General features: G+C 70.0%; 18 protein-coding genes. 12 read left to right on the top strand and 6 right to left on the bottom strand.

What is annotated here, in order from left to right:
* Window position 1: 1 nt before the first annotated feature.
* From ABZT02_RS28575 to ABZT02_RS28530, 10 genes are read left to right on the top strand one after another with little or no spacing between them, the layout of a single operon-like run.
* A complete protein-coding gene (locus ABZT02_RS28575) occupies window positions 2-370 on the top strand; it encodes a gas vesicle protein (RefSeq protein ID WP_356022253.1) in 369 nt (122 codons plus the stop codon).
* 58 nt (window positions 371-428) lie between these two features.
* Window positions 429-857, top strand: a complete 429-nt coding sequence (locus ABZT02_RS28570) for a gas vesicle structural protein GvpA (RefSeq protein ID WP_356022251.1) — start codon at window positions 429-431, stop codon at window positions 855-857.
* A complete protein-coding gene (locus ABZT02_RS28565) occupies window positions 854-1,624 on the top strand; it encodes a GvpL/GvpF family gas vesicle protein (protein WP_356022249.1) in 771 nt (256 codons plus the stop codon). The genes ABZT02_RS28570 and ABZT02_RS28565 overlap by 4 nt, the downstream gene beginning before the upstream one ends.
* Before the next feature lie 7 nt (window positions 1,625-1,631).
* Window positions 1,632-1,895, top strand: coding sequence for a gas vesicle protein GvpG (locus tag ABZT02_RS28560; protein WP_356022247.1), 264 nt, complete (start codon window positions 1,632-1,634; stop codon window positions 1,893-1,895).
* The gene (locus ABZT02_RS28555) at window positions 1,892-2,665 is read left to right on the top strand and encodes a DNA primase (RefSeq protein WP_356022245.1); all 774 of its coding nucleotides are present in this window, start codon (window positions 1,892-1,894) and stop codon (window positions 2,663-2,665) included. Before ABZT02_RS28560 ends, ABZT02_RS28555 begins: the two co-directional genes overlap by 4 nt.
* Window positions 2,665-3,801: an SRPBCC family protein gene (locus ABZT02_RS28550; RefSeq protein ID WP_356022242.1), complete on the top strand. Its 1,137-nt coding sequence runs from the start codon at window positions 2,665-2,667 to the stop codon at window positions 3,799-3,801. The genes ABZT02_RS28555 and ABZT02_RS28550 overlap by 1 nt, the downstream gene beginning before the upstream one ends.
* Window positions 3,798-4,136, top strand: coding sequence for a gas vesicle protein (locus ABZT02_RS28545; RefSeq protein ID WP_356022240.1), 339 nt, complete (start codon window positions 3,798-3,800; stop codon window positions 4,134-4,136). The genes ABZT02_RS28550 and ABZT02_RS28545 overlap by 4 nt, the downstream gene beginning before the upstream one ends.
* The gene (locus ABZT02_RS28540) at window positions 4,133-4,903 is read left to right on the top strand and encodes a GvpL/GvpF family gas vesicle protein (protein ID WP_356022238.1); all 771 of its coding nucleotides are present in this window, start codon (window positions 4,133-4,135) and stop codon (window positions 4,901-4,903) included. Before ABZT02_RS28545 ends, ABZT02_RS28540 begins: the two co-directional genes overlap by 4 nt.
* Window positions 4,900-5,088: a gas vesicle protein gene (locus ABZT02_RS28535; RefSeq protein ID WP_037706474.1), complete on the top strand. Its 189-nt coding sequence runs from the start codon at window positions 4,900-4,902 to the stop codon at window positions 5,086-5,088. Before ABZT02_RS28540 ends, ABZT02_RS28535 begins: the two co-directional genes overlap by 4 nt.
* A complete protein-coding gene (locus tag ABZT02_RS28530; RefSeq protein ID WP_356022236.1) occupies window positions 5,085-5,369 on the top strand; it encodes a gas vesicle protein K in 285 nt (94 codons plus the stop codon). Before ABZT02_RS28535 ends, ABZT02_RS28530 begins: the two co-directional genes overlap by 4 nt.
* Before the next feature lie 28 nt (window positions 5,370-5,397).
* Here ABZT02_RS28530 and ABZT02_RS28525 read toward each other — a convergent pair whose 3' ends face one another.
* Together ABZT02_RS28525 and ABZT02_RS28520 are read right to left on the bottom strand one after the other, a co-directional pair.
* The gene (locus ABZT02_RS28525; RefSeq protein WP_356022232.1) at window positions 5,398-5,568 is read right to left on the bottom strand and encodes a hydrophobic protein; all 171 of its coding nucleotides are present in this window, start codon (window positions 5,566-5,568) and stop codon (window positions 5,398-5,400) included.
* A 42-nt stretch (window positions 5,569-5,610) separates the two neighbouring features.
* Window positions 5,611-6,456, bottom strand: a complete 846-nt coding sequence (locus ABZT02_RS28520; RefSeq protein ID WP_356022230.1) for a class I SAM-dependent methyltransferase — start codon at window positions 6,454-6,456, stop codon at window positions 5,611-5,613.
* 209 nt (window positions 6,457-6,665) lie between these two features.
* Between ABZT02_RS28520 and ABZT02_RS28515 the strand changes: the two genes are divergently transcribed.
* Window positions 6,666-8,288 (top strand): ATP-binding cassette domain-containing protein, encoded by a 1,623-nt coding sequence (locus tag ABZT02_RS28515; protein ID WP_356022228.1) that lies wholly within the window; start codon window positions 6,666-6,668, stop codon window positions 8,286-8,288.
* 30 nt (window positions 8,289-8,318) lie between these two features.
* Here ABZT02_RS28515 and ABZT02_RS28510 read toward each other — a convergent pair whose 3' ends face one another.
* A complete protein-coding gene (locus ABZT02_RS28510) occupies window positions 8,319-9,422 on the bottom strand; it encodes a Vms1/Ankzf1 family peptidyl-tRNA hydrolase (protein ID WP_356022225.1) in 1,104 nt (367 codons plus the stop codon).
* Window positions 9,423-9,487: 65 nt separating this feature from the next.
* On the opposite strand from ABZT02_RS28510, the gene ABZT02_RS28505 reads away from it, so the two are divergent.
* A complete protein-coding gene (locus ABZT02_RS28505; RefSeq protein WP_356022223.1) occupies window positions 9,488-9,769 on the top strand; it encodes a DUF6158 family protein in 282 nt (93 codons plus the stop codon).
* An 83-nt stretch (window positions 9,770-9,852) separates the two neighbouring features.
* Here the strand turns inward: ABZT02_RS28505 and ABZT02_RS28500 are convergent, their stop codons facing one another.
* From ABZT02_RS28500 to ABZT02_RS28490, 3 genes are all read right to left on the bottom strand, one after another.
* Complete coding sequence (locus ABZT02_RS28500) at window positions 9,853-10,395, bottom strand: type 1 glutamine amidotransferase domain-containing protein (RefSeq protein WP_356022220.1); 543 nt, start codon at window positions 10,393-10,395, stop codon at window positions 9,853-9,855.
* Window positions 10,396-10,459: 64 nt separating this feature from the next.
* Complete coding sequence (locus ABZT02_RS28495; protein ID WP_356022218.1) at window positions 10,460-10,912, bottom strand: CBS domain-containing protein; 453 nt, start codon at window positions 10,910-10,912, stop codon at window positions 10,460-10,462.
* A complete protein-coding gene (locus ABZT02_RS28490) occupies window positions 10,909-11,295 on the bottom strand; it encodes a DUF2795 domain-containing protein (protein WP_356022216.1) in 387 nt (128 codons plus the stop codon). Before ABZT02_RS28490 ends, ABZT02_RS28495 begins: the two co-directional genes overlap by 4 nt.
* Between the last annotated feature and the right edge of the window lie 110 nt (window positions 11,296-11,405).

Here is an 11,405-nt window from a genome sequence, read left to right as displayed (position 1 = left end):
CATGTCGAACACAAATAACTCATCCGAATCACCGAATTCACGGAACTCCCGCAAAGGGACAGAAGAGGACACGGAAGAGAACGTGGCGGAGAACCGGCGGCCGAAGCCCATGGAGGTGCTGCGCAACGCGCGCACCCAGCTTGCCGAGCTGACCGGCATGGACGCCGAGAACGTGTCGTCCTTCGAACAGACGGAGGACGGCTGGTCGCTCGAGATCGAGGTCCTCGAGCTGTCCCGCGTGCCCGACACGATGAGCCTGATGGCGAGCTACCAGGTCGAACTCGACCCGGAAGGCCAGCTCACCGGCTATCGGCGCGTTCGCCGTTACGAACGCGGGCGCTCGGACGCACAAAGGCAGGGCGGCCGGTAGACCGTCCCGCCGCACAGACATTCGTTCCCCAGCACACAGAGAAGGAGGCGCGGTCGACATGACCGTTGTCCCGGCACAACAGGGCGGTGGCGGAGGCGGCTCCAGCGGCCTCTACGACGTTCTGGAACTGGTCCTCGACAGGGGTCTCGTCATCGACGCGTTCGTACGGGTCTCCCTGGTCGGCATCGAAATCCTGAAGATCGACGTACGGGTCGTGGTGGCCAGCGTCGATACGTATCTGCGCTTCGCCGAAGCGTGCAACCGGCTGGACCTGGAGGCCGGCCCGCGCAAGAACCCCGGCCTGCCCGATCTGGTCGGCGAGATGACCGAGTCCGGTGCCCGCGGCAAGTCCAAGGGCGCGTTGTCCGGCGCCGCGGAGACCATCTCCGACGCCTTCAAGCAGGCGCGTGAGGGCGACGGACAGAGCGAGTCCCGGCCGCGTGCCCGCAAGTCCACGGCATCGCGCAGGAAGGAGGAACAGGAGTGAGCACGTACGTGTACGGCATCACCGCCGCCTCCCACCCCACGCTGCCCGAGGAGCTGGTAGGTGTCGGCGAGCCCCCCATGCCGGTGCGGGTGCTGACGGAGGGCGACCTGGCGGCCATCGTCAGTGACGCCCCCGAAGGGCTGCGGCCCAAGCGCCGTGACCTCCTCGCCCACCAGAACGTGCTGAGCGAGGCGGGCGCGGACGGCTGCATCCTGCCCATGCGGTTCGGCAGCGTGGCCCCCGACGACGGCACCGTCACCGGGGTGCTCGCGGAACGCTCCGACCACTACAAGGAGCGCCTGCAAACCCTCGACGGCAAGGTCGAGTACAACGTCAAGGCCACGCACGACGAAGAGGCCGTACTGCACCGGGTGATGTCCGACAACCCGGAGGTCCGCGCCATGACCGAGGCCAACCGGCAGGCGGGCGGCGGCAGTTACGACGACCGCCTCAGGCTCGGTGAGATGGTCGTGGCCGCGGTCAAGGCCCGCGAGGCCGAGGACGCCGGCGAGGTGCAGCGCGCCCTGGAACCGGTCGCCGACGCGATCAGCGTGGGCCCGGAGTCCTCGGGCTGGCTGGCCAACGTGTCCTTCCTCGTGGAGCGCGACTCGGCAGCGTCCTTCCTGGAGGCGGTGGACGAGCTCCGCAGGGCCCATCCGCACCTCGACCTGCGGGTCAACGGCCCGCTGCCGCCGTACAGCTTCGTCGACCCGGGCCCGGCCGAACCCGCGGGCACCACGGTCGGCATCGATCACGCGGAGGAGTGAGGCGGTCGTGGGTCTCATCGGAGAGGTGCTGCTGCTGCCGTTCGCCCCGGTGCGCGGCAGCGGTTGGGTGATCAGACAGGTGCTGCACGAAGCCGAGCGCCTCTACTACGACCCGGCGACGGTCCGGGCCGAACTCGCCCGGCTCGAGGAGCGGCTCGAGGCGGGCGAGATCGATGAGGAGGAATTCGACCGACAGGAGGACGAGCTCCTCGAACGACTGGAGATCGGCCTGCGCGGCGGCGCGGGGACTGGCGACGGGACGACACGATGAACCGAACAGGACTGGGCCTCGCCGTAGGGGCCGGATATCTCCTAGGACGTACGAAGAAGCTGAAAATGGCGTTCGCCGTCGGCACGCTCGTGGCCGGCAAGCGGATGCACCTCAGCCCGAAGGCGCTGGCCGACCTGGTCTCCCAGCAACTGCTGAAGAACCCGCAGTTCAAGGAGATAGGCGACACGCTCCGCGAGGACCTGCGAGGCGTCGGCAAGGCGGCCTCCGGTGCCATGGTGGAGCGGCAGATCGACGCGATCGCCGACCGGCTGCACGGCCGTACCGCCCAGGTCCGCGACCAGCTCTCGGGCGTGGCCCCGGAGGTGCCGGGGCTCTCCGACGACGAGGACGACGAGCCCGAAGGGGACGAGGAGTCCGAGGAAGAGGGGACTGGGACCCCGGAGGCCGAGGCCGACGAGGAGCCCTCGGACGAGGACGAGGAAGAGGACGCCGAGGCTTCGGACGAGGAAGAGGGCGACGACGCCGAGGCCTCGGAAGAGGACGACGAGGACGAGGACGAGCAGGACGAGGCTCCGGCCGCGGCGAAGAAGACCGCGAAGAAGGCCCCGGCCAAGAAGACGGCCGCGAAGAAGGAGCCGGGCCGGAAACCGCCCGCCAAGAAGGCGGCGCAGAGCCAGGGCCGCACGGCCGGCAAGAAGACCGCGGCCAAGAAGACCACGGCGAGGAAGACGGCCGCCAAGAAGGCGACCGCGGCCAGGGGCGCCGGCCGGAGCACCCGCGCCCGGCAGCCGAAGGGAGGCGGTGAGTGATGACCGAGACGCTCGGATCCGCCACCGACAAGGCGAAGAAGAACCCGCTCACCGACGTGGCCCACAGCGAGGCCGCCGACCGGCTCAAGGAGGAGCTGCAGGAGTACGTCTCCGCACAGGCCCAGCGCATGCTGGTCGGCGTCGGCCGCAAGCTGGGCGAGACCACCGGCAAGCTGAACGACATCGCCGAGGGCAACAGCCCGGGCTTCGCCAAGCTCGCCCTCGACGGCGGCAAGAAGCTCGCCGAGGGCAAGGGGCCGCTGCGCAGTGCGCTGGAGCTCGGAGCGGGCAAGGCCAAGGACAGCGTGGTCGGCGCCTTCAAGAACCTCGGCGGCGGCAAGGGCAAGAAGAAGGGCGGCGTAGGCCAGAAGCCCACGGTGATCATCGAGTTCATCGATGTCGGAGTGGATCTGCGCACGGCCTACGACCAGTGGACGCAGTACCAGGACTTCTCCACCTTCGCGAAGGGCGTCAAGAGCGCGAACCGCGCCGACGACACCCACAGCGACTGGCAGGCGAAGATCTTCTGGTCCAACCGCGGCTGGAAGGCGACCACCACAGAACAGGTCCCGGACGAACGGATCCAGTGGACGTCGGAGGGCGCCAAGGGCACGACCAAGGGCGTCGTCTCCTTCCACAAGCTCGCCGACAAGCTCACCCGTGTCCTGCTGGTGATCGAGTACTACCCCCAGGGCCTGTTCGAGAAGACCGGCAACATCTGGCGCGCCCAGGGCCGCCGGGCCCGGCTGGACCTCAAGCACTTCGCCCGCTTCATCACGCTCAAGGGCGAGGCGGAGGACGGCTGGCGCGGCGAGATCCAGGACGGCGAGGTCGTCAAGAGCCACGAGGACGCGGTGGCGGAGGAGGAAGAGGCCGAGGGGTCCGAGGACAACGAGGACGCCGAGGACGCCGAGGAAGAGGACGAGCAGGACGGTCCGTACGCCGAGGACGAGACCGAGGAGGAGCCCGAGGAAGAGGGCGAGCCCGAGGACGAGTACGAGGAGTACGACGAGGAGGAGCCCGAGGAGGAAGCCGAGGACGAGGCTTCCGAGGACGAGGCACCCGCGGACGAGGAAGACGAGCCTGAGGAAGAGGAAGAGGAATACGAGCCCGCCGAGGGCGGGAGCCGACGATGAGCATGCCCAGCCGGCTTCCGGATCCCTACGGTCAGGGGAGCGGAGCCAACCTGGCCGACATCCTGGAGCGTGTGCTGGACAAAGGCATCGTCATCGCGGGAGACATCCGCATCAATCTTCTCGACATCGAGCTGCTCACCATCAAACTGCGGCTCATCGTCGCCTCGGTCGACAAGGCCAAGGAGATGGGGATCGACTGGTGGGAGGACGACCCGGCGTTGTCCTCCCGCGCCCGCCGTGACGAACTCGCCCGGGAGAACAACGAGTTGCGTGAGCGGCTCGCGCGGCTGGAGGAGCTGGAGCCCAGCCGCCGTGCCGAGGAGGAGAGTTCATGACCGGACTGCGGTACGTGTACGCCGTCTGCCGCCCCTTCGGCACCCCGTTGCAGGCCCAACTGGCCGGGGTGGCCGGTGACCCGCCCAGACTGCTGCACCACCACGGTCTGGTGGCCGTCGTCAGCCATGTGCCGGAGCGGGACTTCGCCGAAGAGCCGCTCCGCAGGCATCTGGAGGACCTGGAGTGGCTGACCGGGACGGTGCGCGCGCACCAGAGTGTCATCGACGCGCTCACCGTGGTCACCACCCCGCTGCCGCTGCGGCTCGGCACCGTCTTCCGGGACGACAGCGGGGTCCGGGTGATGATCGAGGAACGCGAGGAAGGCTTCCGACGCACCCTCGACCGGCTTCAGGACCGGGTGGAGTGGGGCGTCAAGGTGTACGCCGAGACCGCGGCCCCGGCCCCCGCGGAGCCCGCCGAGGCGCCGGAGAAGCCGGTCTCGGGCCGGGACTATCTGCGGCAGCGGCGCCAGCGGGTACGTTCCCGCGAGGAGATGTGGCAGCAGGCGGAGGCCTTCGCGACCCGGCTGCACGAAACGCTTTCCGGATACGCCGAGGACGCGCGGCTGCACGCCCCGCAGAACCCCACGCTTTCCGGCGCCTCCGGGCAGAACATTCTGAATGCCGCCTATCTGGTGCCGCGCGGTGATTCCGAGGAATTCGTGGAAATGGTGGACCGCACCAAGGATGACGTCCCGGGAATGCGAGTGGAACTCACAGGGCCCTGGGCGGCCTATTCCTTCGCGGGGGAGGAACAACAGCCGTGACCGTCATCGAACGCCGCGAGGTGGCCCTCGTCGACCTGCTCGACCGGCTGCTGGCCGGCGGGGTCGTCATCACGGGGGACATCACCCTGCGCATCGCGGACGTCGACCTCGTCCGCATCGACCTGAACGCGCTGATCAGCTCGGTCAACGCGCAAGTTCCCTCACCTTTCGAGGAGTTGCTGTGACGGCCCGACGCAAACGGCTGGACCTGGAGCCCGACACGGTCGAGCGCGACCTGGTCAAGCTCGTCCTGACCGTCGTGGAGCTGCTGCGGCAGCTCATGGAGCGCCAGGCGCTGCGCCGGTTCGACGAGGGTGACCTGAACGAGGAGCAGGAGGAGCGGATCGGGCTCACCCTCATGCTCCTCGACGACCGCATGACCGAACTGCGCGAGCGGTACGGACTGCGGCCCGAGGACCTGAACCTGGACCTCGGGCCGCTCGGACCGCTGCTTCCCCGGGAGTGACGTCCCCCCGGGGCGACGTCAGAGGAACTCACCACCTGTACCAACGACCCCTGCTTCCGCCCGCTGTCGTTCCGCGCACCAGGAACCCCAGGAGCCATAGCACCAGCACGGCCAGTGCGATCCACCAGAGAATCTTCACCGCGAATCCGGCGCCGAACAGAATCAACACCAGAAGCAGTACCAGCAGAAGGGCAACCATGATCTGAACCTCCTGCTGTTCGAGTGTCCCGAAAATGAAGATTCAGGCGCCTTTTCGGCACAGAATTTCTCCGTGCAGCACACAGAACCACCCGTCGTCCTGTCTGCCCCACTCCCGCCAGGCTTCTGAGACGTCCCGCAGCCCCTCCACGGTGGAGTGGCCGCCCTCGGTGGCCCGCTCCGCGTACGCCGAGGCCAGCGTGCGGTCCGCCCACAGCCCGCTCCACCACTCCCGCTCCTCGGCGGTGGAATAGGTCCAGGTGCCGGAGGTCGCGGTGATGTCCGTCAGGCCCGCCCGCAGCGCCCAGGACTTCAGCCGCCGGCCGGCGTCCGGCTCACCGCCGTTGGCCCGGGCCACCCGGCGGTACAGGTCCAGCCAGTCGTCCAGCCCGGCGGACGCCGGGTACCAGGTCATGGCCGCGTAGTCCGAGTCGCGCACCGCGATGAAGCCGCCCGGTCTGGTGACCCGCCTCATCTCGCGCAGTGCCTGCACCGGGTCTCCGACGTGCTGGAGCACCTGGTGGGCGTGGACCACGCAGAAGGTGTCGTCCGGGAAGTCGAGCGCGTGCACGTCGGCGACCGCGAAGTCGACGTTGGTCAGGCCGCGTGCGGCGGCCGTGGCGCGGGCCTGGTCCAGGATGCCGGGCGCGTGGTCGACGCCGGTGACCTGGCCGTCCGGGACCAGGGCCGCGAGGTCGGCGGTGATGGTGCCCGGCCCGCAGCCGATGTCCAGGATTTTCATGTGGGGCTTCAGTGAACCGAGCAGGTACGCCGCCGAGTTGGCGGCGGTGCGCCAGGTGTGCGAGCGCAGCACGGACTCGTGGTGGCCGTGCGTGTAGACGGCGGTCTCCTGCGGCTTCTCCCGCGGTGTCCCCTGCGATGTCGACATGACTGGGCTCCCCTTTTCGACACGTCCCTCGGTACGCAGAACCGTACGCCCGCATGTCGCATGGTGAGACCCCCGTATTGCCATGTGGACTGACGGGTGATCAGTAATGGACCTGCGGGCCGTACCCATGGTTTGTCGCGCAGGTCCCCGCGCCGCAGGGGGCGATATGCGTTTGCCCAGGTCCTGCTCTCCCGTCGACAATGCGCCCCATGGGACATCTGGAAGCCGCACATCTCGAGTACTACCTCCCCGACGGGAGGGCGCTGCTCGGCGATGTGTCGTTCCGGGTGGGGGAAGGGGCCGTCGTGGCCCTGGTCGGGCCCAACGGGGCCGGGAAGACGACCCTGCTGCGGCTGATCTCCGGTGAGCTGAAACCGCACGGCGGGACGGTCACGGTGAGTGGCGGCCTGGGCGTGATGCGCCAGTTCGTGGGGTCCGTACGGGACGAGACGACCGTACGGGATCTGCTCGTGTCGGTCGCGCCGCCCCGGATCCGGGAGGCGGCGGAGGCCGTCGACAAGGCCGAGCACCTGATCATGACCGTCGACAACGAGGCCGCCCAGCTGAAGTACGCGCAGGCCCTGTCCGACTGGGCCGAGGTGCGCGGGTACGAGTCCGAGACGCTCTGGGACATGTGCACCATGGCCGCGCTCGGGGTGCCGTACGACAAGGCGCAGTTCCGGCAGGTGCGGACCCTGTCCGGCGGCGAGCAGAAGCGGCTCGTGCTGGAGGCGCTGCTGCGCGGCACGGACGAGGTGCTGCTGCTCGACGAGCCGGACAACTACCTCGACGTGCCCGGCAAGCGCTGGCTGGAGGAGCGGCTGAAGGAGACCCGCAAGACGGTTCTCTTCGTCTCCCACGACCGGGAACTGCTCTCGCGGGCCGCCGAGAGGATCGTCTCCGTGGAACCCTCGCCCGCCGGAGCGGACGCCTGGGTGCACGGCGGCGGTTTCGCCACCTACCACGAGGCGCGGCGCGAACGCTTCGCGCGTTTCGAGGAGTTGCGCCGACGCTGGGACGAGAAGCACGCGCAGCTCAAGAAGCTGGTGCTGAACCTCCGGCAGGCGGCCAGCATCAGCCATGAGCTGGCGTCCCGCTACCAGGCCGCCCAGACCCGCCTGCGCAAGTTCGAGGAGGCCGGGCCGCCGCCCGAGCCGCCGCGCGAGCAGGACATCACCATGCGGCTCAAGGGCGGCCGCACCGGCGTAAGGGCCGTCACCTGCACGCAACTCGAGCTGACCGGCCTGATGAAGCCCTTCGACCTGGAGGTCTTCTACGGCGAACGCGTCGCCGTCCTCGGCTCCAACGGCTCCGGCAAGTCCCACTTCCTGCGGCTGCTCGCGGGGGACGCCACCGTGGCGCACACGGGGCAGTGGAAGCTCGGGGCGCGGGTCGTGCCCGGCCACTTCGCGCAGACGCACGCCCACCCCGAACTCTTCGGCCGCACCCTTCTCGACATCCTCTGGAAGGAGCACGCCCAGGACCGGGGCGCCGCGATGTCCCGGCTGCGCCGCTACGAACTGACCGGTCCGGCCGAGCAGGGCTTCGACCGGCTCTCCGGCGGCCAGCAGGCCCGCTTCCAGATCCTCCTGCTGGAGCTCCAGGGCGTCACCGCGCTGCTTCTGGACGAGCCCACGGACAACCTCGACCTGGAGAGCGCGGAGGCCCTCCAGGAGGGGCTGGAGGCCTTCGACGGCACGGTCCTCGCGGTCACCCACGACCGCTGGTTCGCGCGGTCCTTCGACCGGTTCCTGGTCTTCGGCTCGGACGGGCGGGTGCGCGAGACGCCGGAGCCGGTGTGGGACGAACGACGCGTGGAACGGGCCCGGTGACCGCCGGTCACCGGGCCCGTCCGAAGCCTCTCAGGCCCAGCGCAGCAGGGCGCCCAGGCCGCCCACCGGGGCCTCCTCGGCCGCCGCTGTCACCGAGAGCGCCGGAGCGCCGGTCGCCACCACCGACCTGATCAGCGCGTCGTCCGCCCGGACCGACCAGGAGTTCTGTTCACCGAGGATCTTCAGATCCGTGCGGCGGACCGCCAGCTGGTCCGGGTCCTCGCCGACCCACACGACGCGGTGCGCGTCCGGCCCGTCCGGGCGGATCAGAAGTTCGTCGATACGGTGCTCGCGCGCGGCCTCGACCAGCGCGGGAACGCCTTCCACGGCCCCCGGACGGCCGTCGTCGCCCGGCGCGCGGGCCGCGAGGAACCGTTCCAGCTCCTGCTCCGCGCGTTGGCGTACGTGCTCGCCGCGGGCCCGCTCCACGTCCTCGTCGAGCAGCCGGCTCCCGGCGCCGTGCTCGGCCTCCACGACCCGCCCGTACAGCCGCTTGGGCAGCCGCTCGTGCACCGACCGCTTCTCCCGGTCGTCACCGACCAGGATCAGCAGGTCGGCGCCGGTCTCCTCCTGGCAGACGGCGAGCGCGTCGGCGATCTCCGCCGCGTTGTGCTCCCAGGTGTTCTCCACCCGCAGCTGGAAGTGCCGCTCCGACCAGTCCGCGCTGCTGGTCCGGTGGACGGGCCACTGCCTGCCGGTGACCGACCCGGCGCCCTTGCGGCCCAGCGCCCCGCGCAGCTCGAAGTCGGCGCCCTTGCGGTCGACGTACGCCACCACGCACACCGGGTCATCGCCGGCCAGCTCAAGGAGGGGCGCGGTGTGCGGCAGCGGGGCCCAGCGGACCAGACTGCCCTCGGGGGACCTGGTCAGTGCCGGGTCCAGGACGACCTCGCCGGCCCGTGCGAAGACGGCCCGGCCGTGCGGTTCGGACGATTGCCGCAGTTCCTCCAGCGCCTCCCGCACAGCCACACAGGTCTCCTCGTCGGCCCCCTGCGTGGACAGCTCGCGGGCGACCGCGACCGCCGCGAGATGCCGCTCGTGGGACGTGTCCTCCGTGGGGCGAGGGGCGTCGACGTACACGGAGGCCCAGGGGCCCGGATGTTCGTAGAGTGGATGCAGGAAAGCGAGATCCATGGTTCCCTCCCGGATGCCGCTCGGGGGCAGTGCGGTAATGCTTGCGGGGCGGGTACCCGAAGCACATGAACGAACACGACGAGCGGGACACCACCATGACCGGAGTCGACCCCAGCCAGTTGGACGACCACCAGCTCATGAAAGAGCTGGAGACGATCCATCGCACCCGGCACGAAACGCTGCTCCACGGCTCGAACGACGCCCTCAGTGCCCACAACGAGCGCATGGCCCGGCTCGAGGGCGAGTATCTGCGCCGCAACCCGCGCCGGACGGTGGCCGCGGGCCGCACACGTGAGGGCGCGCGTGACCGCAAGCCGGGGGAGTCGGCCACCCCGTCGCTGGACTGACCGGGGGGAACCCATGTACCGCAGCAGACGGTGACCTGCCGATCACACGATCAGCAGGCCACCGGTGACGTGCCCGGGGCCGCCTAAGCGGCTTCCTTCGCGAACACGTCTAGGAACGTCTCGCAGAACGCCTTGAGGTCGTCCGGCTTGCGGCTGGTGACCAGCTTGTTGTTCCCGTGGTCGCAGACCTTCACCTGCTCGTCCACCCAGGTGCCGCCCGCGTTGCGGATGTCCGTCTCAAGGCTCGGCCAGGAGGTGAGCACCCGGCCCCGCACCACGTCCGCCTCCACGAGCGTCCACGGCGCGTGGCAGATCGCGGCCACCGGGCGCCCCTGGGTGAAGAAGTCCCGTACGAACGCCACCGCCTTCTCGTCCATCCGCAGGAAGTCCGGGTTGGCCACTCCGCCGGGCAGCACCAGGGCGCCGAAGGAGTCCGCGGACGTCTCGCCCACGACCTCCTGCACGGGGAAGGTGTCCGCCTTGTCGAGATGGTTGAACGCCTGGATCTTGCCGGGCTCCGTCGAGACGAGCACGGGCTCGTGCCCCGCGTCCACCGCCGCCTGCCACGGATCGGTGAGCTCGATCTGCTCGACGCCCTCGGGCGCGGTCAGAAACGCGATGCGCATGATGATTCAACGTCCTTTCCTGGAAAACTTCCTGCCGGTGCGTCCCGGTGCCGGGGATCCCGGCTCATATCAGGTCGTGTCCGTCGCTCGCGGGCTCCACATCGGGTTCCGCGCGGCTGATGTCGGCGAGCGCCGACCCCGGATCCCGGGCCTCGGCTATGTCCCCGAGGCTCACCATGCCGACGGGCAGGCCGTCCTCGACGACCGGCAGCCGCCGTACGGCATGGGCCCGCATCAGCGCGACCGCCTGCGTCACCGGGTCGCCGGGGGCCACCGTCAGCGGATCCGGCGTGCACACCGACTGGGCGCTCACCGTCAGCGGATCGGCCCCGTCGGCGACGGCCCGGACCGTGATGTCCCGGTCGGTGAGCAGCCCCACCACGCGCTGACCGTCGGCCACGACGACATCGCCGATGTCCTGCGCGCGCATCAGCCGCGCCGCCTCGACCAGCGAGGCGTCCGGGCGGACGGCCACCACACCGGGCGTCATCACGTCCCGCACGAGGTCCGCCGTCACGGGGTGCCCTCCGTCCGGGTCAGCGCCCGCGCGAGCTCCTGGACGTTGGCGTAGGTGTCCTTGCGCGGCAGTCGCTCCACCGCCTCGGTGAGGGCGTCGGGGCCGTTCTTGCGGCGCAGCACCCGCACCAGCTCCACGGGAGTGGCGGGGAACGAGCTGCGGCCCAGGAGGCGGGCCAGCTCCAGTCGGACGGTCTCCAGCGACGCCCCGTCGCTGCCCGGCGTCACGGGTCCGCCCCAGACCTGCGGATCGTCGTCGGCGGTCGGCTCCGGGTCGTTCCACTCCTCGCTCCGGGTGGGATGCCCGGAGCGGAGCAGACCCTGGAGTTCGTGCTTCATCTCGTCGTCGCGGTGGCGGCTCAGCCGGTCGCTGCCTCGCTGCATTTCTCGCTCCAGATCTTCGGGTCCGCACCGCGTACCCGTGCGCCGGAGGCCGACACGGGGTTTGCCGGACCGAAGTCGGGAGACCCGGTCCGCACCCCCCGCGCACCTCC

Source organism: Streptomyces sp. NPDC005402 (genome assembly GCF_040606575.1).
GTDB lineage: Bacteria > Actinomycetota > Actinomycetes > Streptomycetales > Streptomycetaceae > Streptomyces.
This window is presented reverse-complemented; position numbering and strand designations above follow the sequence as displayed.

Excerpts from the sequence above, each read along its gene's own strand:
- ABZT02_RS28575 (WP_356022253.1), top strand. The coding sequence starts at position 2 with ATGTCGAACACAAATAACTCATCCGAATCACCGAATTCACGGAACTCC.
- ABZT02_RS28555 (WP_356022245.1), top strand. The coding sequence starts at position 1,892 with ATGAACCGAACAGGACTGGGCCTCGCCGTAGGGGCCGGATATCTCCTA.
- ABZT02_RS28515 (WP_356022228.1), top strand. The coding sequence starts at position 6,666 with ATGGGACATCTGGAAGCCGCACATCTCGAGTACTACCTCCCCGACGGG.
- ABZT02_RS28510 (WP_356022225.1), bottom strand. The coding sequence starts at position 9,422 with ATGGATCTCGCTTTCCTGCATCCACTCTACGAACATCCGGGCCCCTGG.
- ABZT02_RS28520 (WP_356022230.1), bottom strand. The coding sequence starts at position 6,456 with ATGTCGACATCGCAGGGGACACCGCGGGAGAAGCCGCAGGAGACCGCC.
- ABZT02_RS28500 (WP_356022220.1), bottom strand. The coding sequence starts at position 10,395 with ATGCGCATCGCGTTTCTGACCGCGCCCGAGGGCGTCGAGCAGATCGAG.
- ABZT02_RS28505 (WP_356022223.1), top strand. The coding sequence starts at position 9,488 with ATGAACGAACACGACGAGCGGGACACCACCATGACCGGAGTCGACCCC.
- ABZT02_RS28570 (WP_356022251.1), top strand. The coding sequence starts at position 429 with ATGACCGTTGTCCCGGCACAACAGGGCGGTGGCGGAGGCGGCTCCAGC.
- ABZT02_RS28540 (WP_356022238.1), top strand. The coding sequence starts at position 4,133 with ATGACCGGACTGCGGTACGTGTACGCCGTCTGCCGCCCCTTCGGCACC.
- ABZT02_RS28545 (WP_356022240.1), top strand. The coding sequence starts at position 3,798 with ATGAGCATGCCCAGCCGGCTTCCGGATCCCTACGGTCAGGGGAGCGGA.
- ABZT02_RS28490 (WP_356022216.1), bottom strand. The coding sequence starts at position 11,295 with ATGCAGCGAGGCAGCGACCGGCTGAGCCGCCACCGCGACGACGAGATG.
- ABZT02_RS28550 (WP_356022242.1), top strand. The coding sequence starts at position 2,665 with ATGACCGAGACGCTCGGATCCGCCACCGACAAGGCGAAGAAGAACCCG.
- ABZT02_RS28525 (WP_356022232.1), bottom strand. The coding sequence starts at position 5,568 with ATGGTTGCCCTTCTGCTGGTACTGCTTCTGGTGTTGATTCTGTTCGGC.